This window comes from Thiovibrio sp. Mzg5, assembly GCF_055379285.1.
In genome coordinates this window covers 1,047,925-1,072,890 of sequence record NZ_AP022872.1, presented here as the reverse complement: position 1 = coordinate 1,072,890, position 24,966 = coordinate 1,047,925, and the positions used below count along the sequence as shown (strand labels likewise).

Annotated in this window: 23 protein-coding genes; 11 read left to right on the top strand and 12 right to left on the bottom strand. The window is 56.3% G+C overall.

The window, feature by feature from the left end:
- The first annotated feature begins 478 nt into the window (after positions 1-478).
- The 4 genes from ACZ46D_RS04785 to ACZ46D_RS04770 all read left to right on the top strand — a co-directional run bounded on the left by ACZ46D_RS04785 (position 479) and on the right by ACZ46D_RS04770 (position 3,714).
- Positions 479-1,501 carry a glucosaminidase domain-containing protein gene (locus tag ACZ46D_RS04785; protein ID WP_464928896.1) on the top strand — a complete coding sequence of 341 codons (1,023 nt, stop codon included), beginning with the start codon at positions 479-481 and terminating at the stop codon, positions 1,499-1,501.
- 460 nt (positions 1,502-1,961) lie between these two features.
- Positions 1,962-2,108 carry a hypothetical protein gene (locus tag ACZ46D_RS04780; protein ID WP_464928895.1) on the top strand — a complete coding sequence of 49 codons (147 nt, stop codon included), beginning with the start codon at positions 1,962-1,964 and terminating at the stop codon, positions 2,106-2,108.
- Between the two features lie 128 nt (positions 2,109-2,236).
- Complete coding sequence (locus ACZ46D_RS04775; protein ID WP_464928894.1) at positions 2,237-2,767, top strand: V4R domain-containing protein; 531 nt, start codon at positions 2,237-2,239, stop codon at positions 2,765-2,767.
- A gap of 32 nt (positions 2,768-2,799) precedes the next feature.
- Positions 2,800-3,714, top strand: coding sequence for a GGDEF domain-containing protein (locus tag ACZ46D_RS04770; RefSeq protein WP_464928893.1), 915 nt, complete (start codon positions 2,800-2,802; stop codon positions 3,712-3,714).
- Between the two features lie 3 nt (positions 3,715-3,717).
- On the opposite strand, the gene ACZ46D_RS04765 is transcribed toward ACZ46D_RS04770, so the two are convergent.
- The 3 genes from ACZ46D_RS04765 to ACZ46D_RS04755 all read right to left on the bottom strand — a co-directional run bounded on the left by ACZ46D_RS04765 (position 3,718) and on the right by ACZ46D_RS04755 (position 8,518).
- Positions 3,718-4,296 carry a class I SAM-dependent methyltransferase gene (locus tag ACZ46D_RS04765; RefSeq protein ID WP_464928892.1) on the bottom strand — a complete coding sequence of 193 codons (579 nt, stop codon included), beginning with the start codon at positions 4,294-4,296 and terminating at the stop codon, positions 3,718-3,720.
- A gap of 126 nt (positions 4,297-4,422) precedes the next feature.
- Positions 4,423-7,062: a bifunctional diguanylate cyclase/phosphodiesterase gene (locus tag ACZ46D_RS04760; protein ID WP_464928891.1), complete on the bottom strand. Its 2,640-nt coding sequence runs from the start codon at positions 7,060-7,062 to the stop codon at positions 4,423-4,425.
- Between the two features lie 256 nt (positions 7,063-7,318).
- Positions 7,319-8,518 (bottom strand): M20 metallopeptidase family protein, encoded by a 1,200-nt coding sequence (locus tag ACZ46D_RS04755; protein WP_464928890.1) that lies wholly within the window; start codon positions 8,516-8,518, stop codon positions 7,319-7,321.
- Positions 8,519-8,707: 189 nt separating this feature from the next.
- Between ACZ46D_RS04755 and ACZ46D_RS04750 the strand changes: the two genes are divergently transcribed.
- The 4 genes from ACZ46D_RS04750 to ACZ46D_RS04735 all read left to right on the top strand — a co-directional run bounded on the left by ACZ46D_RS04750 (position 8,708) and on the right by ACZ46D_RS04735 (position 11,722).
- Positions 8,708-10,159, top strand: a complete 1,452-nt coding sequence (locus ACZ46D_RS04750; RefSeq protein WP_464928889.1) for a tetratricopeptide repeat protein — start codon at positions 8,708-8,710, stop codon at positions 10,157-10,159.
- A gap of 187 nt (positions 10,160-10,346) precedes the next feature.
- On the top strand, positions 10,347-10,715 hold the full coding sequence (locus ACZ46D_RS04745) for a TraR/DksA family transcriptional regulator (protein WP_464928888.1): 369 nt from the start codon (positions 10,347-10,349) through the stop codon (positions 10,713-10,715).
- Positions 10,716-10,768: 53 nt separating this feature from the next.
- Positions 10,769-11,341 carry an HPF/RaiA family ribosome-associated protein gene (locus ACZ46D_RS04740; RefSeq protein WP_464928887.1) on the top strand — a complete coding sequence of 191 codons (573 nt, stop codon included), beginning with the start codon at positions 10,769-10,771 and terminating at the stop codon, positions 11,339-11,341.
- A gap of 66 nt (positions 11,342-11,407) precedes the next feature.
- Positions 11,408-11,722 carry a hypothetical protein gene (locus ACZ46D_RS04735; RefSeq protein ID WP_464928886.1) on the top strand — a complete coding sequence of 105 codons (315 nt, stop codon included), beginning with the start codon at positions 11,408-11,410 and terminating at the stop codon, positions 11,720-11,722.
- A gap of 113 nt (positions 11,723-11,835) precedes the next feature.
- On the opposite strand, the gene ACZ46D_RS04730 is transcribed toward ACZ46D_RS04735, so the two are convergent.
- The gene (locus ACZ46D_RS04730) at positions 11,836-12,000 is read right to left on the bottom strand and encodes a hypothetical protein (RefSeq protein ID WP_464928885.1); all 165 of its coding nucleotides are present in this window, start codon (positions 11,998-12,000) and stop codon (positions 11,836-11,838) included.
- A gap of 12 nt (positions 12,001-12,012) precedes the next feature.
- Complete coding sequence (locus tag ACZ46D_RS04725) at positions 12,013-13,827, bottom strand: putative sulfate exporter family transporter (protein WP_464928884.1); 1,815 nt, start codon at positions 13,825-13,827, stop codon at positions 12,013-12,015.
- Between the two features lie 379 nt (positions 13,828-14,206).
- Here ACZ46D_RS04725 and ACZ46D_RS04720 point away from each other — a divergent pair, with 379 nt between their 5' ends.
- From ACZ46D_RS04720 to arfB, 3 genes are read left to right on the top strand one after another with little or no spacing between them, the layout of a single operon-like run.
- Positions 14,207-16,768, top strand: coding sequence for a c-type heme family protein (locus ACZ46D_RS04720; protein ID WP_464928883.1), 2,562 nt, complete (start codon positions 14,207-14,209; stop codon positions 16,766-16,768).
- A 24-nt stretch (positions 16,769-16,792) separates the two neighbouring features.
- Entirely contained in the window at positions 16,793-18,226 is a 1,434-nt protein-coding gene (locus ACZ46D_RS04715) for a sigma-54-dependent transcriptional regulator (RefSeq protein ID WP_464928882.1), read from the top strand.
- A gap of 18 nt (positions 18,227-18,244) precedes the next feature.
- Positions 18,245-18,658, top strand: a complete 414-nt coding sequence (arfB, locus tag ACZ46D_RS04710; protein WP_464928881.1) for an alternative ribosome rescue aminoacyl-tRNA hydrolase ArfB — start codon at positions 18,245-18,247, stop codon at positions 18,656-18,658.
- Between the two features lie 3 nt (positions 18,659-18,661).
- Here arfB and ACZ46D_RS04705 read toward each other — a convergent pair whose 3' ends face one another.
- The 7 genes from ACZ46D_RS04705 to ACZ46D_RS04675 form a co-directional block, all read right to left on the bottom strand.
- Positions 18,662-19,687 (bottom strand): molybdopterin-binding protein, encoded by a 1,026-nt coding sequence (locus ACZ46D_RS04705; protein WP_464928880.1) that lies wholly within the window; start codon positions 19,685-19,687, stop codon positions 18,662-18,664.
- A 26-nt stretch (positions 19,688-19,713) separates the two neighbouring features.
- Complete coding sequence (locus ACZ46D_RS04700) at positions 19,714-20,292, bottom strand: FmdE family protein (RefSeq protein WP_464928879.1); 579 nt, start codon at positions 20,290-20,292, stop codon at positions 19,714-19,716.
- Positions 20,293-20,447: 155 nt separating this feature from the next.
- On the bottom strand, positions 20,448-21,245 hold the full coding sequence (locus ACZ46D_RS04695; RefSeq protein ID WP_464928878.1) for a heme ABC transporter ATP-binding protein: 798 nt from the start codon (positions 21,243-21,245) through the stop codon (positions 20,448-20,450).
- On the bottom strand, positions 21,236-22,246 hold the full coding sequence (locus ACZ46D_RS04690; RefSeq protein WP_464928877.1) for a FecCD family ABC transporter permease: 1,011 nt from the start codon (positions 22,244-22,246) through the stop codon (positions 21,236-21,238). Before ACZ46D_RS04690 ends, ACZ46D_RS04695 begins: the two co-directional genes overlap by 10 nt.
- A complete protein-coding gene (locus tag ACZ46D_RS04685; RefSeq protein ID WP_464928876.1) occupies positions 22,236-23,141 on the bottom strand; it encodes an ABC transporter substrate-binding protein in 906 nt (301 codons plus the stop codon). Before ACZ46D_RS04685 ends, ACZ46D_RS04690 begins: the two co-directional genes overlap by 11 nt.
- Entirely contained in the window at positions 23,138-24,499 is a 1,362-nt protein-coding gene (locus ACZ46D_RS04680) for a cobyrinate a,c-diamide synthase (RefSeq protein ID WP_464928875.1), read from the bottom strand. Before ACZ46D_RS04680 ends, ACZ46D_RS04685 begins: the two co-directional genes overlap by 4 nt.
- A 5-nt stretch (positions 24,500-24,504) precedes the next feature.
- Positions 24,505-24,900, bottom strand: a complete 396-nt coding sequence (locus ACZ46D_RS04675) for an energy transducer TonB (protein WP_464928874.1) — start codon at positions 24,898-24,900, stop codon at positions 24,505-24,507.
- Positions 24,901-24,966 lie beyond the last annotated feature (66 nt).

Here is a 24,966-nt window from a genome sequence, read left to right as displayed (position 1 = left end):
TCAGTAAATAGCAGTTATTTTAATGTGTTGTCTCTTTTTTCTGCCTTTTTGCCATGCTCCGGAGGCGCGGCTCTGCCGAAAGGGGATTGCAAGTACCTCTCATTGTCCGTAACAAAAAAACATAAAAAAATATGGGAGAAAACCGTTGGATATTGTTGGATAATTTCCGGTGATTAGGTATTATTTTAAATACTATATTTCAACTATCTGTTGTGTTTTTTCTTTTTTCCTATACAACATGAAGTATACAAAGGAGGCGTTGGGGGGTGCCTTCAGGATGTTTGACTTGCCTTTTTGAGACACATCTGGTATGTTCGCCCACCTCTTCGAAACAGAAAGAGGGGATATAACGGCAACGGTCAGGGAAGAGCGCTTGCTCTCTTATCATGTGTTTGCACAGGTGGAGGACATATATATGGACTACCTTGCAGCGAACCGTCCCCAGGACGTAACCCCAGAGCAGGACAAAGTTGTGGTAGTGAAACATAAAGTTGTGGCAGTAAAACACGATGAAACCCCGATGTATTTCGGCAAAAAAACGGTCGATTCCGGGATGGTGCGGATGGTTTCCGGATTATCCCTGGTCATGCTTTTCTTTCTTGTCGCCCTGTTGCTCCAGCCTTCTTCCGTATTCATCCGTTTCCCCCAACGGTTTCAGGCCATTCCCACCATTGAAGTCCATTCCGCTGAGGATCTGCTGAGGCAGCTCAAGGCCAATAATTTATGGGAAGTGGAGTCATTCTCAGAGGTTCCCGCCGTTTTGGTCAGCAAATTCCCTGGGGACATGCCGTCCCTTGATGCGGCCACCCAGAAAAAAGCTTTTCTGCATGTCCTCCTTCCCGCGGCAATGATTGCCCTGTCCGAGGTGGAGGAAGAACGGGCCGCCTTTGAAAAGATTCTGGCGAAATTTGCGCACCCCCCCAAACGTCTGGACTTTGGACTGAGAGCGGAAGATTACGAACGACTTGTGGGGTTGACTCAGAACGAGATTTTTTTCTTGCAGAATCTCTGTCGTAAATATCGGGCCTATGAAGTCGCCGACCTACGTCGCCGCATCAGTCCGGTACCGGTGAGCCTGATCATGGCCCAGGGCGCCCTCGAATCATCATGGGGCGGTTCCCGTTTTTCCTTGGAGAGAAACAACCTCTTCGGGGTTTTGACCTGGAACAAGGCGGCGCATCTATCTGACGGGCACGAGGATGGCAAGGCCTACTCTGGCGCGGCCTACGCCTCCCTGCTCGATTCCGTTCGTGCCTATATCTTGATGATCAACCGGGTTCCGGCTTATAAGGAGTTACGGGAGATCAGGGAAGAAACCATGGATTCCCTTGCCCTGGCCAAGGGCCTGCACCAGTATTCCAACCGGGGAACCGATTACGTTGCCGATTTATCTCAGCTCATTAAAAGCAATGACCTGCAGATTTACGACCAGTGCGTTCTTGCCAACAAAGGTGGCCTGTTGGGCGGGGTACGGCTTGCCAGCCTGGAAGATCTCCGGTAAAGAGAGATTCTGGGCTTTTTCCCTCGGGTTGCTTGTTCTGCTGAGGAAGAGATTATTCTTCATGCTTTGCAAGTCCTGGCAGCGTTTTCCCTTTCTGGAAAAATCACGACCCGATCGGGAAATTTTATCATCTTCCTCTCCCCTCATTTTCGGCGAAAAGGCTATTTCTCACTGGAGGTGCTCTTTTGCCGACAACAAGTCCCATCCTCCCCTGCAGCACACCGGTGGCGCACCGGTAATGAGCGCAGGCCCGCTCACCCCGCTGTCTCCAGCGAACCATGATCAACGCCAGGGGAACTATGCATATTTCCAGTATTTTTCCCGTATTGTGCAACGCTCTGTTTCTGGGCTATAATCATAAAAATTCCCCAAACCAGCTTTGGAGATCAACTTGGCACATACACATGGAAAAAATTTAGGCTGTGAATTTTTAATAACCTGTGAATTCTTTGTGACCATCATGGCAAGTGTTCCTCAACTTGCCACGAAGATACAGGAGCGATACTGCCTTGACGATTTCCACAATTGCGCCAGATATGCCTACGCCAAACAGCATGGCAATGGAAACATCCCCGAAGATCTTTTTCCCAACGCCTCGTATTTCTAGCCTCTCACCGTAGAACCTTCTTCTTTCCGTCCGTTGGCCCATTGCCTTTTGTCCGCGGGATATGCTAGCATTGTCACATGCGGCGCAGGAGCGTTTGGGCTATAACCAGAGGCAAAAGAGGCTCGAAGATGTTCAAGGAAGAGCGGAAATCCCTGCGGTTTGACTGGTCGCAACTTGGCGATATCGCATGGGGGCGTCCCAATCTTGGCCCCCAGACCACAGTAGCTGTTTACCGACTGATGCAGTTCACCCTGCGCGATGCGATTATCGCCCATACCGATGTGGCAACGGCCAACCGGATATTCTATGACGCCGGGCAGAGCGCGGGAAAGGCGATTTACGAACATCTGCTTCACGATACCCAAGACTTTGACGGGTTCATTGCTGAGTTTCAGGAAACATTGCGCAATCTTTCCATCGGCATCCTGCGGGTTGAGGCATCAGACCTGCTTACGCACCGTTTTGTCCTCACCGTGGCGGAAGACCTTGACTGCTCTGGCCTGCCCATGAGCGAAGAATTGGTCTGCACCTTTGACGAAGGCTTTATCGCCGCTCTGTTTTCCGCCCATTTCGGCAAGCAATTCACGGCAAGGGAGACGGACTGCTGGTGCAGCGGCGATCGGGTTTGTCGCTTCGAGGTTATGCTTGCGGAAGGGTAAGACCTCCACAAAAAAACAGGCCTGGGAATTTCATGGATCATAAGGACATCGATAGGCTGGACAAAATCAGCGCCCATCTCCACGCGCTGCTGCATAATGAACAGCCTGTGGTCCTTGATCTCACAGGAGAGCAAGAGGACGAAATTCGTCAGGTGGGCGAATTTGTCAACACCCTCACCGAGGCCTTGTCTGGCCTGACCAAGGCCGCCCATCATCTTTCCATCGGCGACATGGATGTTCCGATCATCGCCAAGCTTCCGGCCGGCCATCATCTCAAGAACCTACAGGCTACTCTCCGGCATCTGACCTGGCAGACAGGGCAGATCGCCAAGGGGGATTTTTCCCAGCGGGTGGATTTTTTAGGAGAGTTTTCCCTGTCCTTCAACCGGATGGTGGAGCAGCTTGAGGCCTATCGACAAAGGATTCTCGGCCAGAACCGGGAGCTTGAGCGGTTGGCAACCACCGATCCGCTCACCGGGGTCTATAACCGCCGCTATCTCATGGACTTCGCCACCAAGGAGTTTTTGCGTTCGCAACGCTATGCCCACGTATTTTCCGCGATCCAAATGGATATCGATCATTTTAAGAAAATAAACGATGCCCATGGCCATGCGGTTGGCGACGAGGTGCTCAAGGCCTTTACCGTTAATTGTCTGGAGGTTCTTCGGGAAAGCGACGTGTTGGGGCGGATCGGCGGCGAGGAATTTTCCATTATCCTGCCGGAAACCGATTCGGCAGGGGCGTTGATCGTTGCGGAACGGTTTCGTCAGACCACCGCCGACCTGAAGGTGTATGCGGACGAGCAGATTGTTCACTTTACGGTCAGTATCGGCGTCACCTGTCTCCGGCAAGACGATGTCGGCATTGAGGCTGTACTGAGAAGGGCGGACGAAGCCCTGTATCTGGCCAAGAACGGCGGGCGGAACAAGGTGGTTTCCGCCGGATAGACGTTATGCGGCCCGGATTTTTCGCCAAATTGGCAGGGAGGGACTGAGCCTCTCAAAGCGGTGATCTTGGTCAATGGCGTCGCTGTTTTTGTGGTTGGCGATGAGGATTCCCCCTGGCTCCATGGTGTCTTCAATGAGTCTTTCAAAGCGCAGTTGCTGTTCGCGGCCGGAAAAAGGCCGGTAGTAGTAGATTACCTCGTAGTCGCCATATCCCTCGTATGTCCAGATATCAGCCTGGGCAATCCGTTCCTCGCCAATGAGCTTGGCCGCCACCCGGAACGGGTATTCATCCTTTTCAATGCCGTACACCTCAAAGCCGAACTGCTCGGCAATGAGCAGCACGTTGCCGATCCCGCAGCCCACATCGAGGAGACGGGGGGGCTGCTTGGGCGGGGCATCCGGATCAAGTTCCAGATACCGACCGACAAACTCAAGCTGCGCAAAGACCTGTCTGGTGTCCATGGCCACGAAGGGGTACTCGCAGTCCGTATCGTTGCCGGTGTTTCGGGCGGCGTCCTGGCTGTAAAACCCGACAAAGCGGTTGATGATGTTGAAAAAGATGTCGTTCTGTTGTTCGTGCATGATATTCCGGTGAAAAAGGTCTGTGTTTGGCTGGTCAGCGTATTACCGCTTTCCTGTTTGCCGGGATTATAGCGCGGTCACAGGTGATTGGGGAGCAATTTATGACCGTTGGCTCAGGGAAAAGATTTAGCTGGGTTTTTTCGGGCAAGAACTTGATGACGGCTCAAGACTCTGTTTTTTCAGTAGCATGGTGGAAAAGGCGTCTGCCGGAACCGGCGGGCTGAACAGATATCCCTGAATCTCGCTACAGTCGCGGTTTCGCAGGAAATCAAGTTGCGCGGCGGTCTCCACCCCTTCCGCCACCACTTCCATCCCAAGGCTGTGGGCCAGGGTGAGGATGGTGATGGCGATGGCCGCGCTGCTCCGGTCGTCCGGCAGGTCTTTCACAAAGGAGCGGTCCATTTTGATGGTATCGAAGGGCAGCTTGCGCAGGTAGTGCAGTGAGGAATACCCTGTCCCGAAATCGTCCAGAGCCAGACGTACGCCCAATTCCTTGAGTTTCAGCAGTAAGGTGATGGCCGCCTGTTCGTTGGCCATGACCGAGCTCTCGGTGATCTCCAGCTCAAGCCTTTCGGGCGGGAACTCCGTTTCCCGCAGAATGGCGGTTACGGTGGTGAGCAAGTTGTCCTGCATGAACTGCTTGGGGGAGAGGTTCACAGACACGGTAAGGCGGTCGTCGTGGGCCAAGAGCCAGCTCTTGGCGTCCAAGCAAGCCTGCCGCAGCACTTGTTCCCCGATGGGGATGATGAGCCCGGTTTCTTCGGACAGGGGGATAAAGTCCAGCGGAGAAATCAGCCGCCCGTCTGCAGTCCTCCAACGTGCCAGTGCCTCCATGCCGACAATGCGGCCGGTGGCCAGTGACACCTTGGGCTGGTAGTAGACCAGAAATTCCCGCCGCTCCAAGGCCTTGCGCAGGTTGTTTTCCAAAGAGAGGCGGTGTACCACTTTGGCGTTCATGGCTGCGGTGAACAACTGGTACTTGTTCTTGCCTTCTTCCTTGGCCCGGTACATGGCCAGCTCCGCGTTCTTCAACAGGTTGCCGGCATCACTGCCGTCAGTGGGGAAGAAGGTGATGCCGATACTGACCGTGATCACGGTTTCATAGATGGAGAGATTAAAGGGTTTGGCAAAGGCGGCGATGACCGTTTCCGCCACAGGTATGGCTTCCTGTTCATCGGAAAGCTGTTCAAGGAGAACGGCGAAATCGTCTCCACCCAGCCGGGCTATGGTGGTGTCTGGGGGGAGGCAGGCGTGGAGTCGTTCAGCCACCTGTTGGAGCAGAAGATCTCCCACGGTGTGTCCCAGGCTGTCGTTGACATGCTTGAAGTTGTCCAGGTCGATGGCGAGAACGGCAACCTGTTTCATGGTTCGCTGGGCGTGGCCGATGGCCACGGTAAGACGGTCAAGCAATAGGGTCCGGTTGGGAAGGCTGGTCAGGCCGTCGTGTTGAGCCTGAAAGCGGAGCTGTTCCTCGAACCCTCGCACCTCGCTCATGTCGTGGAATACTGCGACATGGTGAGAAATTTGCCCAAAATCATCGGTGATGGCGGTGATGGTCAGCCACTCCGGGTAGACCTCCCCGTTCTTTTTGCGGTTCCAGATCTCCCCCTCCCAGCGGCCCTTGGCAAACAAGGTCTGCCACATGGCGTGATAAAAGGCGGGATCGTGACGGTCGGACTTGAGTATGCTCGGCTTGTGGCCCACCGCCTCCTCCGGACTGTAGCCGGTGATGTGGGTGAAGGCCCGGTTGACCGATTGGATTATCCCGTTGGCGTCGGTGATAGTGATCCCCTCGATGCTGCTGTCAAATACCCTGGCCGCCAGAGAGAGCTGCTGCTCGCTGTGCTTGAGCAGGGTAATGTCCTGCATCGTCCCGAACATCCGCACCGGCTTGCCGCTGGCGTCAAACTCCACCTCGCCCTGTTCATGCACCACCCGAAGCGCTTCGTCAGGCCGAATGATGCGATGCTCGATGTTGTATGGTGCCTTGGTGGTCAGACTCTGTCCTACCGCTTCCTCCACCCTGGCGCGGTCATCCGGATGCACAAGGCGGAGAAAATTGTCATAGGTGGATGAGATCGCTGTGGGGGCGAGACCGAAGATTCGATACACTTCGTCGGACCAGAACAGGGTATTCTCGGGGATATGCCAGTCCCAGTAGCCGAGCTGTGCGATCTGCTCCGCCTTGGCCAGGTTGGCTTCACTGATCCGCAGCCGGTCTGCCACCTGTTGTCGTTCGATGAGCAGGGCTAAAGTATTGGCTACCGTCTCCAAAAAACTTTGTTTCGCTGGGCTGGAGGGCTGGCCTGCCTCAGCGTAGAGCATCAGGATGCCCAGCAGAGCCTTCCCCTGGAGAACGGGGAGGATGTAGTGTCCATGATCCATTTTCTTGTTGGCGGGACAGTCCGGGTGGTGTTGGGTGAAGATGAATATTCTTTCCTGGGCTGCCTTGCCGCACAGACATTCGCCAAAGCGGATAGTGGCGCATTGGCCCTGCTGGGAGGGGTCCATATTCTTCTGCACCAGAAGGGTAAGGGTTTCATGGTGTAGCCGATCCACCAGAAAGATGCCGCCCTTGGCCATCAGCGGCAGCCAAGGCACTTTGGTGATGATATCCAAAGCGCTGGCAAGTTGGGTCTCCAGCGGGGCGTCGGTAAAGCTGAGCCGGAGCAGTTGTTCGATGATCTCCTGTTGGCGCCGGAGCTGCTCCAGTTTTACCGTGGAAATATCAGGAGAAGGAGGCTGGAAGTTTTTTTGTGGCGGCAATGAAATATCCTGCAAGAGAAGTGATCACAATCATCAAATTTGCCGTCATGAAACAGGACAAATTTTATCTTATTTAATTTCTTTATTTAATGGTTTTTTTGAAAAAAGTCAAAATTTTTTTAAAGGCAGGTATTTCATTCATGCCGATTTTGCACGCAAAGCATGGATGGAATACGTTTTCCCCGCCCAACAACACCTGTTTTCATACTGAATGAGTGTTGAGAGGATGGACTGAAAAAAACCAGGGATGGGTAGGCTATTGCGTTGAAAAACGGAATTCTTCCCTGCGTTCCAAAGCGGCGCAGGCTGTCCGCGCCAGAAACAGAGCGCCGATGGGCAGAATTTCTTCGTCAAAATCGAAGAGGGGACTGTGGGCCGGCGCATCGCGGCCATCGATGCGCCTGGCGCCAAAGCGCACCAGGCAGCCCGGAATCTTTTGCAGAAAAAAGGAGAAATCCTCCCCACCGAGGCTGGGTAGGGGCTGGCCCTTTACCTTGTCCTGGCCCACAATTCCTGCGGCCACCTCCGTGGCGATGCGGCTAGCCACAGGATCGTTGATCACCGGCGGATAGCCCTCCACCAAGGTGAAGGAGGTCTCCACCCGGTGCAGTTGTTCCATGGCCTTGGTCATCCGTTTCAGGCTGGCGAGGCAGACGGATCTGGTCTCCGGGCCGGTGGTGCGGACGGTGCCCTCAAGAATCACCTGGGAGGCGATGACATTGGGTGCGCTGCCGCCATGGATGGCGCCTACGGTGATCACGGCGGGCAGGCAGGGATGGACCTCGCGGGCGACAATGGATTGGATGCCGGTGATGAGCTGGCCTGCCGCCAGGATGGAGTCCGCGGTTTCGTGGGGTTTGGCAGCATGCCCGCCCTGGCTGCGGATCTCAATGGAGAATTCATCGGTAAAGGCGGAGATCAACCCGGGTTGGACCACAAGCTCTCCCAGTGGGTAATTGCGGTCGATATGGCCGGCAAAGATGGCCCCGACCCCGTCCAGGGCGCCTTCGGAGATCATGCCCTGCGCACCGCCGTCGCCTTCTTCGGCGGGCTGGAAGATGAGGACCACCCGACCGGGAAGTTCCGCCTCCTTTTCCTTGAGCAGCGCGGCCGCGCCGAGGAGCATGGCCACATGCCCGTCGTGGCCGCAGGCATGCATTACCCCCACCGTTTCCGAGGCAAAGGGCAGGCCGGTTTGTTCGGTGATGGGCAGGGCATCCATGTCTGCCCGCAGGGCAACGCAGGGCGCGCCCGTTTCCCTGCGCCCCAGGCTGGCGACGATGCCTGTTCGGCCCACCTGTTCCCGGCAGGGGATGCCCAATTCCCCCAATTGCTCGGCAATAAAGCGGGCGGTGGCGAATTCCGCAAAGGCAAGCTCCGGATACCGGTGGAGATGGCGGCGAATGTCCCGCATCCAGGCGATTTGCTGAGTATTGGGCATGGACAGGGTTTTCATGGGGAATTTATCCTGAAACTTAAAAAATGAAGCGGCTCGGTTTGGTCGGCCTTGCGTGGTCGAAATCAATAACAACGATTTTTTTTTACTTGCTACTTTGCGCCGTTGCGTTATTTTCTCGTCGTTACGAAATCATCATAATTCGAACTGGACCGCTGTACATCATTAAATTTCATCTTTTTGATGCCGATGAACACAGACTCAAGCCCTGTGCAAACAGACAGGCAGGCTGCCGAAAATGGCTGGCCATGCCCCAGCAATGCGGACGAATTTTTCCACCGGGCCCTTGACCTGCACCGGCAGGGAGAGACCGAGTCGGCGGCGTCCCTCTATCAGCAGGCCATTTCCCTGTGTCCGGAGCATGTGGATGCCTGTTTCTACCTGGCCCTTCTCCACCGCGCCATGGGGGCGGCGGAAGAGGCCGCCTTCTGGTTTGGTTGCGCCCATACCTTGTTGCCCGAAGAGGCGACAATTGCCTATGAACTTGGCATAACCCGTTATTCCCTGGGACAGCAACAGATGGCCATCGAGCATTTCCACAAGGTTCTTGCTCTGGACGACACGCACTGGCAGGCGGCCTACAATCTGGGCACCGCCCATCTGGCCCAGGGCAACACCAGCGAGGCGATCAAGGCCTATCACCGGGCCGCGCAACTCAATCCCCAGGATGCCGATATCCATTTCAACCTCGGCCTGGCCTGCAAGAGGGCGGGGCGGCTGGACGAGGCCAAGCAGTCTTATCTCTGTGCCATGGAGATTGCCCCGGATGACGCGGAGGTGCATTATAACCTGGCCCTGGTCTATAAGGCGCTGGGCTGCAAGGACGAGGCCATTACCTCCCTTGAGATCGCCGTTGCCCTGCACCCTGGTTACGGCGCGGCTCACGGCAACCTCGGGGTTCTCTATCTTGACCAGGACAGGGTGGACGAGGCCATTGCCTGTTACCGCAGGCTCATCGAGCTGGATCATAACGTGGCCTCGGCCCGGCATATCCTGGCGGCCCTCACCGGTGAAACAACCGCCGTTGCCCCCTCTTCCTATATTGCCGAGTTGTTTGACAGTTTTTCCGGTCATTTTGAGGAGCGGTTGCTGGTTGATCTGGAATACCGGACCCCGTGGGAACTCAAAAGCCTGTTGCTTGCCGACCCTGATGGGCCTTCGCATTTTGCGCGACTCCTGGACCTGGGCTGCGGCACCGGTCTGGTGGGGCAGATTTTTCAGGAGATCAGCGGTTACCGGGTCGGCGTTGACCTTTCCCCGAAGATGGTTAAGTCTGCTGCTGCCAAGAAGGTGTATGATGAACTGGTGGTTGGAGAGATCGTCACTTTTCTTGAGCAGGATCAGGAGCCGTTCGACTTGATTGTCGCGGCGGATGTTTTGATCTATGTGGGCGAGTTGGACCGAATTTTTGCCACCTTGGCCAAAGGTCTTGCCTCAGGCGGCAGGGTTCTTTTTTCCACCGAACAGATGGCAGGGCAGGGCTACCAGTTGCGGCAGTCCGGACGCTATGCCCACTCCTTATCGTACATCGAGGCCATGGCCGCTTGCCATGGCTTTCGCCTGCTCAGCACCCAGTCCGCCAAGATTCGCAAGGAAAAAGGCAAGTGGATCATGGGGGAGCTTTTCCTCCTCGGCTTCTGAACCTCTTTCGTTATTCCTCCTCCCGCTTCATCCTTGTCCGCAAGGGTTTCCCAGCTCCCCGGTGTCCTCTTGGGTCTTCCCTGGTCACACATCCCATGAAAATAAGGTTGAGTTATTGCCCCCCCTCGGCTGTATAATTAAAAAAAAGAATCTCCATGCCGTTTGACATTAGAGAGGGGGACCTGCCATGTCTGCACAGGAACTGGACCAGCTGAAAGAAAAACTCCTCGCCATGCGGCAGGATATCTTTCAACGCCTGCAGCATCTCGACGACGGTTGGCAGGAGCTTGCCGAGAAGGATATCGAGTTTGAGGAGGAGGCACAGAAGGCAGAGCTCTCCGAGTTGTATGCCCGCCTCGATGAGCAGGAAAAGGAGGAGATCGAGGCAATCGATCATGCTCTGGATAAGATGGACACCTTGCAGTATGGAAAATGTGAAGGGTGCGCCCAGCAGATTTCCTTGCCGCGGTTGCAGGTATTGCCGGCTACGCGTTTTTGTCTTGCCTGCAGCGCCAAGGCTGAGGAGAAAAACAGGATACCGCCCGCACTTCCCTGAGGGCAAGAAGGAGTTCCCATTCAGACAAGCATTTTTCATTGGGAGGAATAAACATGCAGGTACCTCTAAAGATTACCTTTCGTAACATGGAAACCTCCGAGGCGCTGGAGGCCTATATCCGCGAGAGAGCGGAAAAACTGGACAGCATCTGTGGAAATATGGTTAGCTGCCGGGTTGTGGTCGAGGCTCCCCATAAGCACCAGCACAAAGGCGGCCTCTTTCATGCCAGTATCGATATCACTCTGCCCAAGGAAACCATCGTGATCAATCGGGAGCCTGATCTGCACAAGGCTTACCATGATGCGCATGTGGTGGTGCGGGATGTCTTTGATTCGGCCCAGCGGAAACTGCGGGATCTCGTCAGCCGGCAGAAAGGCGAGGTGAAGGTGCATGAGGAGATGCCCCAGGGAAAAATCACGGAGCTTTTTCCCCATGAAGATTACGGCCGGATTCTCACCGCTGCTGGGGATGATATCTACTTCCACCGCAACAGCCTTATCAACGCGGATTTCGACGATCTTGTGTCCGGTGCCGAGGTGCGGTTTGTCGAGGAGCAGGGGGACAATGGCCCCCAGGCAACCAGTGTACGCGTTGTCGGTAAACCCCAGCCCGGCACAGAGCCTTGATGGAAAAATGAACCGATTGGTTGCGCGAGAGGCACGATCACGGTCAGCCCGGTTGTCCAGGCGAGCATGAAACTCCGTCAGGAAGGGCGGGTGGGAAAGGTGAGCAGAATGCATGATGACTTGCAGACCGATGAGTACTGTATATCCATCTCTCGGGAGATTACTGTTTGCAGAAACATGGTCGACCGGCAAAAAAAAGAGCTCACCCAGTTCGAGAAGCAATACGGTATTTCCACGGAACAGCTGATCGCCGGGGAACTGCCGGAAATTGTGGGTGCAGCGCGGGATATGGAGACGTGGCGCAATGGCTATGCCGGGCTGCTTGCCTGGCAGCAGCGGTTGCGGGAGTATGAAGAGGCATACAATGCTTTGAGGCGTTAAGGCGCTGGGAATCGGTGGTAATGAATAAACGCCGTCCCCTTGTGGAGACGGCGTTTATTTAACTGAAGATAAATATGGCGGACTTTAGGCAAAGCCTAAAGTCCGCCATATTGTTAGTGGCCGCCGGGAAAGAGCCACTGGCTCAGTAGATAGAACATGATCAGAAGCCCGACCCCAAGGCAAATACTCCATTTGACAAGAGTTATTTCCGCCGGCAGGATCGGTTCGTATTCCATTTTTTTCATCTCATCGGCAATCTTTGATTTTTCGTCACTCATGTGCGATCTCCATTAGAGAATTGGTGGTTTGACTCCGTGGAAAAACAACCACGAAATAGCGAGTCCGACCCAGATGATAAAGCCGAAAAGGGAGATGCAATATACAGCGGCGAGCTTGCCGATCCCTTCCTGCGCCAGCTTCTTGAAGTTTGAAACCACCCCGATGGTGAAGAAACAGAGGAGAAAGAATATCTTTCGGAACACATCGCCTTGATCCGTTGCTGCTTTGGCTTTGGAGATCAGCTTGTTGGGTTCCTTGGTTGAATCTTTCAGCTCTTTTTCCCGGGCTTTGGCCCCTTGCAGCGTTGCCTGCAAGGGCGCGACAGATGCAGGATCTTTGCTGGCGCTGATCTGTTTTTCCAGCGAGGTAATCTGCACCTTCAGACCCGTAAGTTCATGTTCCGCCGGGGCAATCGCCTTGACCGATGGCCAGCAGATGAGAAGCAGAATAATAAAGGTGAGAATATAGCCGAGTACGAATTTGGGGAAACGGTTCCAGATCTCAATGAGGCGCACTTTTTGCCCAGGTTTGCATTCGATCTTGGCGCACCAGATGTAGGCAAGGATAACAGCCCAGACACCGATGAAGATATCGATGAACATTTTCACCGTGGTGGCGGTCATGGTAATCCAGCCCTCGGCGTAGTTGATGCCTTCCATATCCATGGCCTGCGCTCGGATCAGGGCGTCGGTCACCGCACCGCTTGCAATGGCTCCGCCATCGGATTTGACGGCCAAGCCCATCCAGGCCCCGGCGACCAGCGGTTCCTGCCAGAGGAAAAGTTTTGCCGCAAAGGGAAGAAGGACCATTTCCACAGCCACAAAGATTACGACCAGTGAGGAAACCATGATGGGAATAATCGGACGGGCGCGGATGGCGCCACCGGTGGCAATGGCTGCGGAAACCCCGCAGATGGAAATACCCGACGCAAGAGGCGCCGACCACTCACGGCTGAACTTGAAGTATCTGCGCGAAATCCAGTAGACCGTTGCCCAGTAGATCAGATAGGCCTCGACAATGGCGCAGAATCCCCGGAACATGATATTGCTCGCCAGCCCGAAAGATTGGGCGGCCTTTACCCCGAGCCCCGCGCCCATGATGACAATGGCGGTTTTGATATACAGCTCGGGTCGGGCCGCTTCCTTCATGGCTGAGGCCAGACCGGGAAAGAGATTGCCGACCATGAGTCCGGCAATCAAGGCGATGATGAAGCCGAACTCGCCGGTCATGCTGAGCGTCCAGTTGAGACCGAACTTCGCCATTTCGTTCTTGGTCGCGGCGATATTGGCAAAGTGTCCCATGAGCCAGCAGAGATAACTGAGCCAGAAAATCAGGGTGAAACCGATGGCGAATTTTTTAAAGTTCGCCCCGATCATCGTCGAGCCCAACCCCATGATCACAAGCATTACAACGTAGGTGAGAAACAAGGAAGCCGTGGCCGAAAGGCCTTTTTGCTCGTATGTCTGCCCCACCGCAAGGGTGGAACTATCGGTTTTCACAGTGATTCCGACCTCTTTTCCGTCGGCTTTCTTGAGAGTTACCTTTGCTCCGTCAATTTTGGTAATTTCACCCATGACGGTCTGGTAGGCGATTGACACGGGCTTGGTGGATTTGGCGATGTCGTTCCAGACGCTCGTTGATGCGCCCCAGCCCAGAATGTCGGCCCCTTGAAATGCCCCGAGGGAAAGGACGAAAATAAACAGGCCCAGCCAGAGCGAAAGCCAGTCTTCGCTCAGCCAGCCCTTTTTCCCCTCGATTTTGCAGGTTTCTTCTGAATCACAATGCCCCTCTGCCAGTTTGTCTTCATTAATTTTCTTCTCGTCCATATTTTCTCCCCTTTGTTTTGACCATGCACGGGATGGTCATACAGTTTATCCAAACACGCGAGCCTGATATCCTGTGGGTGCGCTCTTCCTCCTTTGGGTGAAGGTGGCTGTTGCTGTAAATGGGTACTCGGTGCCGTATCTTTGCAAGGAGGGTGCCGCGGTGTATGGACGATGTGGAAAAAAATAAAAAAGAATAAAAAACAACAAGTTGGCAGCATAATCATGTCTTGACTTTGGCGAAAAAAACGGGAAACAAGCACACAAACTGCATCTTTTGGTATCCAGTGATGCCTTCAGTTGACACCCAGCATAATTGTATGATTACATGAAACCATGCTGGCAACAGGTTGCTAAAAAAACTTCTTGGTCATCACAGGGGATGAAAAAAATGGTGCTTGGCAAGAAATCAAAGGAACTGCTGAGTAACATCAAGCCACCAGGGGCGCAGGGAAAATTCTTGATTGGCCTTGCCGTCATTCTTTTTCTTTTTTGTCTTTTCTGGTCCGCCATTATTTATACGCATCAGAAAAAACGTTTGCAGGAGGAGGCCCTGCACAAGACCGAGCTTGTTATGGCGGCGGTGGATGCCAATCGCGCCTATGTTCAGGAAGTCCTCCGACCTAAGATGTATGACTTGGTGGGTCATGACAGTTTTGTCATCGAGGCCATGTCCACTTCCTACATAAGCCGTGTGGTCATGGAAAAATTCAAGGAAGACCTGCCAGATATTTCCTACCGCCGGGTCGACATCAATGCCAAGAACCCGGAATTTGAGGCAAACCAGCGGGAAAAGGAAATGATCCGCTATTTCAATGATCACCCCCAGGCTGAATCCTGGCAGGGAATCCGCACGGTTGCTGGAGAACCGTATTTTGTGAGATTCAGCCCGGTCCGCTATGAGGCATCTTGTCTTCACTGCCATGGCAGGCCGGAGGACGCACCCGGGAGCATTGTTGAAAAATATGGCAGGACAGGGGGATTTTTCAAGAAGACAGATCAGGTAAGCAGCGTGGTCAGCGTCGGCATTCCCGTGGGAGAAGGGTTGCGCCGCATCGGTGAATTTGCCCTTTCCGTATTCAGCACCGTGTTCCTCTCTTTTTTCGTCCTGTACGCCATCATTGCTTTTTTCTTCAACAAGCTCATCATCCAGAACATCCGCACCCTGCTGGATATCTTCCGAATGAATCTCACCGACCAGAAAGGCGAGCAGCTCTACCGTCAAGCCCGGAGCATGGATGAAATCGGGGAGCTGAATGCAACCGCCACCCTCATTGCCAGGCATTTGGAGGAAAACCGACGGCAACTCACTGATTACGCCGAAAACCTTGAGGGAAAGGTTGAGGAAAGAACCGAGGCGCTGCAAAAGTCCCAGGACCAGCTGCATCGGCAGATGCAGGAACGGAACCGGGAACTTCAAACCTTGAACATCATCGCCGAACTCATCACCCAGGCCGTGGATCTCCGCTCCATTCTCCCCAAGGTTTTGCGGCAAACCCTGGAGGTGATCCCGGCAAAAGGCGCGGGCATTTACCTGTTTCGCCCGAACAGCCAGGGGCTTTCCCTCCAGTGTCAGGATAATGCCCCGGAACTTGCCGAATCCCTTTCTTGCGATATGATTTCCCACCAGATTCTTTCGGATACGGACACCAATGCCCCCGCTTCTTCGACGATCTGTGAAACGGTCTGCGGAGAGCTTAATTTTTTCACCTCCGACTCCGCCAGGGGAAAATGCCTCAATATCCCGCTCTGCTGCCGGAACAGGATTCTCGGGATCATGACCTTCACCGGCTATGATGTCGGCGAGATTGACCCCAGACACCGGGAGCTTCTTCTCTCCATCGGCCGGCAGGTTGGCGTGACCATGGAAAGCTTGCAGAACATGGCAAGCCTCATGCAGAGCAAGGAGCTTCTCCAGTCGGTTTTTGATGCCATCGCCGACCTGGTCGTGCTTGTTTCTCCGGATGGTTTTCTCCGCATGGTGAACAAGGCTTTTCTTGCCAAATATAATCTCGGTCCGGATACGGTTCTCAACCTTCACATCGACGAACTGGCGGCGATGCACCCGGTTCCCTTTGTGCTGTTCAGCCATATTTCCCAGGTCAAGCTGCTGGAGCCTGTTTCCGATTTCAACCAGCTTCCCAACGGCCAGCTTTTTGAGACCCATTTCTACCCGGCTTTTGATGATCTCGGTGAGCTGAAAAACATCGTCTGTTATGCCAAAGACGTCACCCAGCAAAAACAGGTGGAACACCGGATGCAGCAGACGGAAAAGCTTGTTGCCCTTGGGCAGCTGGCAGCCGGAGTCGCCCATGAAATCAACAATCCCCTGGGGATTATTCTTTGCTACACCGATTTACTGAAAGAGGACTTTGGCAGCTTGCCTGACAAGGTCGAAGACTTGAGCATCATCGAAAAACATGTGAAAAACTGCCAGCGCATCGTCCACGACCTGTTGAGCTTCGCCCGGAACCAAGAGACAACCCGGGCGCCCGGCTCCCTCAATGCCGCCATCGAACAGGTGGTTTTCATGGTTGCCAGTCAACTGGCCAAGCAGGGCATAACCGTGGCGCAGAACTTGGACCCCGACATCCCGCTCCTTGAAATGGACACGGAAAAAATGAAGCAGGTTTTCATGAATTTGTTCATCAATGCTGCCCAGGCCATCGGGGAACATGGGGAGATCACTGTTGAATCCCGCCGTCTGCGGAACAAGGGGCAGGTGGAGATCGTGGTGCGTGATACTGGCCCGGGCATTGCCCCGGAAATCCAGGACAAGATCTTTGACCCTTTTTTTACCACCAAGGGACCGAGGGACGGTACTGGCCTCGGGCTCTCCCTCAGTTACGGAATTATTCGTGACCATGGCGGGGAGATCTATGTGCAGAGCAAACCAGGGAAGGGCGCTGCTTTTACCATTATTTTTCCGCTCCATGGCGCATAAAAGAGATGACGGGAGACAGGGCCAATGTCGGTTGATCGGCTTTTGATCGTTGATGATGAAGAGGACATGCTCACTGGTTTGCAAAGAACCATTGAGCGCAATATCCCAGGACTGGAGGTGGTTACTTCCACCAGGGCCAGCGAGGCCCTGCGTCTGATGGCCGAGCAATCCTTCGATCTTGCCTTGCTGGATGTGATGATGCCGGAGATGAACGGCATCACCCTGCTTGAAAAATTGCGGACCAAGGACCCGGAACTCTCCGTGGTCATGATGACCGCTTTTGCCAGCATTGATCTGGCGGTGGATGCCATCAAGAAGGGCGCTTACGACTTTATCACCAAGCCCTTTGACAAGGAGACCATCCTGCGCGTGATCCACAAGGGGCTGGAAAGAAACCGGTTGGTTCGGGAGAATGTCACCTTAAAGGAACAGGTCTGTCAGAAGCAGGCCTTTGCCTCCTTTATTGGGCAGAGTCCGGCAATGAGCCAGTTTTGTGAGCGCCTCAAGACCGTGGCCTTGTCCGATTATACCGTGTTGATTCGCGGCGAATCCGGCACGGGCAAGGAGCTTGCAGCCCGGGCGGTGCATAACTTGAGCAAGCGGCGCAATCGTCCGCTGATCATGGTCAATTGCCCGGCCATTCCGGAGCAACTTTTGGAGAGCGAGTTGTTCGGCCATAAGCGGGGCGCTTTCACCGGAGCGGAGCGGGATTATCCCGGGCTTTTCGTGGAGGCCGACGGCGGCAGCCTGTGTCTTGACGAGATCGGCGATATCCCGGTTTCGGTTCAGACCAAACTGCTCCGGGTTTTGCAGGAGCAGGAGATAAAACCCCTGGGAGACACCAAAACCCGCAGGATCAATGTCCGAATTATCGCTATAACCAACCAGGATCTTGAGAAAAAGATCGTCGACCGCTCCTTTCGCGAGGATCTTTTTTACCGCTTAAACGTGGTGACCCTCACCCCTCCCAAACTGCTGCAAATCCGGGGGGATATTCCCCTGTTGGCGGAGTATTTTTGCAGGCAGGTCTGCTGTGAACTCGGCATTGGCGGGAAACATTTCTCCCCGGAGGCCATCACCGCCCTCATGGGGAGAGCCTGGCCCGGTAATGTCCGGGAGCTGCAGAATGTGGTCCGGCAGGCGGTACTGTTTAGCGCAGAGTCCATCATCTCGGCTAACGATCTTGGCGCCATTATCCCGTCGGAAAACAGGTTGCCCGATGAGAGTGCCGCCTGGCTGTCTGCTTCTGCCGGCAACGAAAGAGTGGTGGCCTACAAGGAGGCCAAGGAGGATCTGCTGCAGAAATTCATGAGTCAGTATGTGGTGCGGTTGCTACAGGACACCGGGGGCAATGTGAGCCGGGCCGCGGAGATCTCCGGTCTGACCAGGGCGGCGCTGCAAAAGATCATGCGGCGCACCGCCATCCAGGCGAACAGTTTCCGCCACCAGGCCTCCTGAACAGAGCGGGACGAAATAATGCTGCACATCTCAAACACCATCGAAATTCCAGAGGGCGAAATCGAGTTGACCGCTATCCGGGCCCAGGGTTCCGGGGGCCAGAATGTCAACAAGGTCTCCTCTGCCGTGCACCTGCGCTTTGATATCCGGGCCTCGTCGCTGCCGGATTTTTACAAGGAGAGACTGCTGGCATTGAGCGATCAGCGGTTGACCAAGGACGGCGAGATCGTCATCAAGGCGCAGCAGTTTCGCAGCCTGGAGAAGAACCGGGCCGACGCCCTGGAACGGCTGGGGGAACTCATCAAGGGCGCAGTCAAACAGGAGCGCAAGCGCAGGCCCACCAAGCCTTCGCGCAGCGCTAAGGAAAAGCGGTTGGAAGGCAAGGAGAAGCGGGGCAGGGTGAAGGCCATGCGCGGGAAGGTTTCGGAGTAAGGCTTACTTGCCGAAGCCGCAAATAGGATAGGCGCATGACTTGCACTGTCGGCACAGGCCGCCGTGCCCCAGTTGGGCAACATCCTGCCGGGTGATTTTCTCGCCGCACAGCACTCTGGGCAGGATCAGGTCAAAAACGGTGATCTTGTGGAACATGCCGCAGGCAGGTAGCCCCAGCACCGGCACCGCTCCGATGTACCCCACCAGAAACATGGCTCCGGGCAGAACCGGGGTGCCGTAGACGATCTCCTTGGCGCCGGCCTTGGCAATGCCCTGCCGGGTCACATCGTCGGGGTCCACCGACATGCCGCCGCTGGTGACGATGAGGTCCGCGCCCGCGTCCAGGCAGGCCTTGATCTCCGCGGCAATGGTCTCGATATCGTCCGGGGCGAAGCGGACCGCAACCACCTCCGAGCCGAGTTTTTCCAGTTTTTTGCGCAGGACCGGTTCAAAGGCATCCTTGATCCGGCCATGGAACACCTCGTTGCCGGTGATAATCAACCCGGCCTTGGCCTGTTTCAGTTGGGCAACTTTGAGGATTCCCTTGGCCTTGTCGGCGATGGCAACCGCAGCGTTCACGACCCCTCTTTTGGAAACCAAGGGGATGAGCCTGGTCCCGGCCAGTTGTTCGCCTTTCTTGACCGGGGTATTGTTGTGCAGGGTGGCGCACATGACCTCGCCCAACAGGTTGAATTGGTACAGGGCCTCCACCTCAACCTTGAGCAGCCCGTCATGGGCCGCGACGATGTTGAGCTTGCCTTCCACCGGTTCTCCGGAAACCGAGGTGCCCAGCCCGGCCAGGGCATTCGCCATCAGTTCGGCAGCCTCGTTTTCGTGGATATCGTCGGACCCCAGCTCCAGGACATAGATGTTGTCCTTGCCAAGCCGCTTCAAGCGTTCGATATCCTCCGCCTGGATGATGTGGCCTTTACGGAAAGCGCGGCCCTTGAATTCTTCGCTGCGGATTTCGGTGATGTCGTGGGGCAGGACCATGCCGACGGCCTGCTCAACCGGGATTGTTTTTGTCATATTGTGCTCCAGTAGCCCGACCAGGCTCAGATGATTTCGTAGTAACGTCCCAAAGCGCAGGGCTTGCATAAAGGCTTGCCGTCTTGCATTACCTCGCGGCAGTCCTGCACCCAATCCCCGCAGCGCTCGCACTGCACCCGCCGTTTGGGCCGGCCCGGCATGTCCTCTTCGGGCACGGTCATCTTGACCGGTTGCACCTTGAACAGCTCCGCCTCGGGCATGATCCGGTAGGCCTCCAATTGCTGCTTGTATTTGTCACCGATTTCCGGGCAGTATTTTTTCGAGATCTCCCGCGATTCCTCCAGAGCCGTGATCCGTACCGCTTTGCCGGTTTTAAGATTGACAAAGGTCGCGGCCATTATCCCGTAGTCCAGCCATTTCAGGGAGCGCTTGCCCAGGGAACAGCCGGTGACAGTTTGGATGGCGTCGGTGGCGCAGCGGTCGATTTCAACCAAAACGTAGAAATCCTTGCGCTGAGCCTTGGGATCGTCGATGCCGATTTCCCGCAGGCCGATCATGGACATGCGCACCCCGATGACCTGGCCCGCGCAGATGTGACCATGTATTTTGGTCGATTTTTCAAGAAGTTGCTCGAATGTTTCCATGTAATTTCTCCGGTAGTTACAACGGCGCTGGGACCGACGCAAGCGCATGTATACGAATGTAGGCGAAAGGGGAAAATTTTACCAGAGAAAGTCACGGCGGCAGGAAAATGGCGATGGTCTGGCACAACAAGGCAGGAACGGCGCGTGGCCCGGCCTTACACAACCTGAGAGTATTTCTGAGGAATCGGCGTTACGCGGGGCATCTGGCCCAGGGAATTTTTCTCGACCAGCATGGCGCAGCCATAACAGACACCAAGACGCTCGGCAGTGAGCACCTCGTCGGGTGAACCCACCATTTCCACTCTGCCGTTATGGAGCAGCAGCAGGCGATCACCGTAGAGGGAGGCCAGATTGAGATCGTGGGACACCATGATGACCGTGGTGCCTTTTTCCACCCGGAATCGCTCCATGAGATCCATGATCTGGATCTGGTGGGCCGGGTCCAGGGAGGCGGTCGGCTCGTCGAGCAGGATGATCTCAGGCTGCTGGCAGAGCGCCCGGGCAATAATCACCCGCTGCCTCTCGCCGCCGCTTAACTGGTCAAGAGGCCGATCGGCAAGATGGGCCACATCGGTAAAATGCATGGCCTCATGGGCAAAGGCAAGGTCTGCTGTCCCCTCAATTCCCATGAGGCCAAGATGCGGGGCCCGTCCCATGAGCACGGTTTCCGCCACGGAAAAGGGGAAGTCCAGGGAAATCTGTTGGGGCACCACGGCAAGCTTACGTGCCAATTGCCGCCTGGTGTAGCTGGCTAATGATTTTCCGAGGATATCTATCCTCCCTTGGGCAACGGGGAGAAGATTGGCCAGACCCTTGAGCAGGCTGGTTTTGCCGCTGCCGTTTGGCCCGATGATGAGATAGAACTCCCCACGGTGCACCTGCATGGCAATATCCTGCAGCACCTGCCGCTTGCCGTACGAGAGGTCAAGCCCCGTGACAGAGATCACTGGCATCGGCGTGACCTCCACAGCAAGACGATGAAAAGCGGGGCCCCGATGAGGGCCGTGACAATACCCACCGGCATCTCGCCAGAGGTAGGCAGGGTGCGGGCCAGGAGATCGCAGAGGATCAGGTAGGAAGCGCCGCCCAGGATGCAGGCCGGTACGAGAAGCCGGTGGTCCGGCCCCAGCAGCAAGCGAAGGACATGGGGGATAACCAGACCGACAAAACCGATCAACCCGGACTGGCACACCACCAGGCTTACCATGCAGGTGGTGACCAGCAACAGCAGCATGGTGAGCCGTCGCACGTTGATCCCCAGGCTGGCCGCGGATTCCCGTCCGGACAGCAGCAGATTCAAGGGTTTTGCCAGCGCGAAAACCACGGCGAAACAGGGCAATAGGGTAAGCAACACCGGCAAGCGGTCGAGGCCGGACATGGAAAGGTCGCCCATGAGCCAGAAGAGGATTTGGTGGACCTCCGAAGTCTGGGTAATGGAAATGAGAAACATGATGATCGCCCCGCAGAAGGCATTCATCATTACCCCGCCCAAAAGGAGGGAATCCCGGCCCATGGAGGTGTTGCCGGAGATCAGGCCGACCACCAGGACAAGAATCAAGAGGCTGCCTGCAAAGGCGGCCAGGGCCATGCCGGGAAAGGGGGAAAAACCCAGGAGCATGCCGCCGATTGCCCCCACCGCCGAGCCGCCCGAGATTCCGAGGATGTACGGTTCGGCAAGCGGATTGCGGAGCAGGGCCTGAAACACCAGCCCGCCCAAGGAGAGGGTGGAACCCACTGCGGCGGCCAGGATAACCCGGGGCAACCGGATCTTCCAGACAATAACACTGAAGACCGATTGCGGGTCACCGCTGCCGAAAACCGCGGCCAGCAGCTCGGAAATCCCGTTGCCGGACGGGCCGATGCCCATGCCGAGCAAGAAGCTTATTGCCAGCAGCCCGGCCAGCACGGTGGTCACCAGGGTGAGGCGGACGCCCAGACGAAGGTTATTGAACATGCGCGGCTCCGGACAACTCGGGATGGAGGATGCGAAGCAGCGCCTCCAACCCGTTAATGAGGCGCGGGGTAGGCCGGTCGAAAAAGTTGTCGTTCACCACATGCACCCGGCCTGAACGCACCGCGGAGAGCTGCGGCCACTGCTGCCACTGCGCCTTAAGCTGCTCCGGCTTCTGTTTGCCGCCCATGGCGGTGACCACCACTACATCCGGATCAAGGGAGAGCACCTTTTCCCAACTGAAGCGCGGATAGTCAACAGCTCCGGCCCCCAGATTGACGCCGCCGGCGATGGTGATCAATTCGTGGATAAAGGTTTTGCTGCCGGCGGTGACGATGGGCGGGGAGTAGAGCTGAAAAAAGACCCGTGGCCGGGATTGGGTTGTTGCCACCTGTTGCCGCACGTGCGCGATGCGGCCGGACATCTCGGCAACAAGCGCCTCGGCCCGTGCCGGCACGCCAAGCACCCCGCCTACCCCCTGGATGGCTTCCATGATCCCCTTGATATCGCGCGGGTCGATGATGTAAACCGGAATCCCGGCAGCTTCGATCTTCTCCACCTGATGCTTGGGATTGCCGTCCCGGATGCCGAGGCAGAGGTCCGGCTTGAGGGCCACGATCCGTTCAAGGTCCAGCCGCACATAGGAGCCGACCTGGGGGAGACTCTTGGCCTCGGCCGGAAAGTCGCTGAACTGGGTGACCCCCACCAGCCTGGCCTCTTGGCCCAGATCAAAGACGATCTCGGCCAGACTGGGAGCGAGGGCCACGATGCGCTTGGGCGCATTGGGGATCGACACCGTCCGGCCGGCCTGATCCACCACGGTGGCCGCAGAGCTCAGTCCCGGAAAAAGCAGGGCAACAAGGAGGATGAGGGGAAAAATGGTGTTTCTTTGTATCACTGTGCCTCCCGGCCGTGCGTGCGGCAAAACTCGATGAGATGGGAGGTCGCCTCGGGGGTGGACCCCAGATGCAGATGCATGTAGCCGGCCAGGGTATTGTTCAGGCAAAAGCCTTCAAGCCGGCCGTCATCAAGGCGATACATCCTCTCAACCCAATCGGGCATGGGGTCTGTCTCCGAATAGTGAAACTCATGGCCGCCAAGGCGGGCACCTTCTGGCCACAGGGTGTTTTTCGTAACCGTGGCCGTGCGGTAGCCGAGCCGCACCAGCCGTTTGTGCATCCGGGCTTTTACCGGGAATACCCCGGCCATGGGATATTCCGCGCCCTCCGCCGTGACCAGCGCCTCGCACAGATACATGAAGCCGCCGCATTCGCCATAGATCGGCAGCCCAGCCTTGGCCAGCCCACAAATCTCCTCCCGGAGGGAACGGTTGGCCGCCAGGGTCTCCGCGTGGAGTTCCGGGTAGCCGCCGCCCAGGTACAATCCGTCCAGATCGTCCGGCAACTGCGAGTCGGCCAGGGGGCTGAAGGGAATCAACTCCGCGCCTGCCGCCCGCAGCAGGTCGAGGTTGTCCTCGTAATAAAAACAAAAAGCCGCATCCCTGGCAATGCCGAGGCGAACGCACGGCGCTGTTTTGCGTACTTCCGCCGTCCCCTGAATCTTGGGCAGGACCGCGCCCTTCTCCCGCAACAGCGTGAGATCGATATGTTGGGCCATGACATCGGCGATCCTGTTGATCCTTTCCGAGGAAAGCGGTTCGTCGTGGTCCATGTGGAGACCGAGATGACGGCCGGAAACCAGAAAATCATCATGCCGGGGAACCCCGCCCAGCACTTCGGCCCGGCAATGTTCGTGCACAGCCTGGGCAAGCAGCCGGTAATGGCTCTCGCTGCCAACCCGGTTGAAGATGACTCCGGCAATGGTGATCTGCGGGTCAAAGGACTCAAAGCCATGCACCAGAGCCGCGATGCTCTCGGCGCAGGACGAAGCGTCCACCACCAGCACCACCGGCAGCGCCAGGGTTCTGGCCAAGGCCGCGGTGCTGGCCTCTCCGCCGTCGAAGAGCCCCATCACCCCTTCGACAATGACGAAATCCGCAGTGCAGTGTTGGGCATAGCTCTGCCGCACAAAGGCTGGGCCGCACATCTGCAGATCCAGGTTGCGCGACACCCGGCCGCTCACCAGCCGGTGCAGGGTGGGATCAATGAAATCCGGGCCGCACTTGAAATACTGCACCGATAAGCCTTCCCGTACCAGGGCCGCGCCCAGGCCCAGGCTCACCAGGGTCTTGCCGCTGTCACTGGACGGGGCTGCCAGCACGATGCCGCGCCCGGTTTTTCTCAAGGTTTCTTGCACTGTTTTCAGCTCCCCGCCCGCAGGCTGAAACGCACCGGCACCCGAACCCGCATGGCCACGGGCTGCCCGTTGCGCTGGCCCGCGGAAAACCGCCAGGAACGCACTGCCTCCAGGGCTGCAGCGTCCAGGGATTCATGGCCGCTGCCCACGGCAATCCGCAGATCATCCACCCGGCCGGCAACGGAGATCAGCGCTTCAAGCTGCACAACTCCTTCGTGGCCAAGTTTCCGGGCCAGCCTGGGGTAGGGCGGCGGCGGATTGGTTGTGTAGAGTGGGCGGGCCAGCACCTCGCTGGTTGTCGTGCCTTCGCCTGTCCCACCGACCGGAGTGGTGTTGGGAGCGGTGCTGCCTAAGCCATCCCCTTGGCGAGCAGTGGCGGGCGTCGGTGGCTCTGATGCCATGACGCGTCCAGGTTCGGGCCTGGCAGACTGGGAAGATGCGGGCGAAGGAACGATTTCTTGCCTCAC

Bases quoted from the DNA above. Each gene is read 5' to 3' on its own strand.
- ACZ46D_RS04780 (WP_464928895.1), top strand. From the start codon at position 1,962: ATGGCAAGTGTTCCTCAACTTGCCACGAAGATACAGGAGCGATACTGC.
- ACZ46D_RS04775 (WP_464928894.1), top strand. From the start codon at position 2,237: ATGTTCAAGGAAGAGCGGAAATCCCTGCGGTTTGACTGGTCGCAACTT.
- ACZ46D_RS04770 (WP_464928893.1), top strand. From the start codon at position 2,800: ATGGATCATAAGGACATCGATAGGCTGGACAAAATCAGCGCCCATCTC.
- ACZ46D_RS04765 (WP_464928892.1), bottom strand. From the start codon at position 4,296: ATGCACGAACAACAGAACGACATCTTTTTCAACATCATCAACCGCTTT.
- ACZ46D_RS04755 (WP_464928890.1), bottom strand. From the start codon at position 8,518: ATGAAAACCCTGTCCATGCCCAATACTCAGCAAATCGCCTGGATGCGG.
- ACZ46D_RS04750 (WP_464928889.1), top strand. From the start codon at position 8,708: ATGAACACAGACTCAAGCCCTGTGCAAACAGACAGGCAGGCTGCCGAA.
- ACZ46D_RS04745 (WP_464928888.1), top strand. From the start codon at position 10,347: ATGTCTGCACAGGAACTGGACCAGCTGAAAGAAAAACTCCTCGCCATG.
- ACZ46D_RS04740 (WP_464928887.1), top strand. From the start codon at position 10,769: ATGCAGGTACCTCTAAAGATTACCTTTCGTAACATGGAAACCTCCGAG.
- ACZ46D_RS04735 (WP_464928886.1), top strand. From the start codon at position 11,408: ATGAAACTCCGTCAGGAAGGGCGGGTGGGAAAGGTGAGCAGAATGCAT.
- ACZ46D_RS04730 (WP_464928885.1), bottom strand. From the start codon at position 12,000: ATGAGTGACGAAAAATCAAAGATTGCCGATGAGATGAAAAAAATGGAA.
- ACZ46D_RS04725 (WP_464928884.1), bottom strand. From the start codon at position 13,827: ATGGACGAGAAGAAAATTAATGAAGACAAACTGGCAGAGGGGCATTGT.
- ACZ46D_RS04720 (WP_464928883.1), top strand. From the start codon at position 14,207: ATGAAAAAAATGGTGCTTGGCAAGAAATCAAAGGAACTGCTGAGTAAC.
- ACZ46D_RS04715 (WP_464928882.1), top strand. From the start codon at position 16,793: ATGTCGGTTGATCGGCTTTTGATCGTTGATGATGAAGAGGACATGCTC.
- arfB (WP_464928881.1), top strand. From the start codon at position 18,245: ATGCTGCACATCTCAAACACCATCGAAATTCCAGAGGGCGAAATCGAG.
- ACZ46D_RS04705 (WP_464928880.1), bottom strand. From the start codon at position 19,687: ATGACAAAAACAATCCCGGTTGAGCAGGCCGTCGGCATGGTCCTGCCC.
- ACZ46D_RS04700 (WP_464928879.1), bottom strand. From the start codon at position 20,292: ATGGAAACATTCGAGCAACTTCTTGAAAAATCGACCAAAATACATGGT.
- ACZ46D_RS04695 (WP_464928878.1), bottom strand. From the start codon at position 21,245: ATGCCAGTGATCTCTGTCACGGGGCTTGACCTCTCGTACGGCAAGCGG.
- ACZ46D_RS04690 (WP_464928877.1), bottom strand. From the start codon at position 22,246: ATGTTCAATAACCTTCGTCTGGGCGTCCGCCTCACCCTGGTGACCACC.
- ACZ46D_RS04675 (WP_464928874.1), bottom strand. From the start codon at position 24,900: ATGGCATCAGAGCCACCGACGCCCGCCACTGCTCGCCAAGGGGATGGC.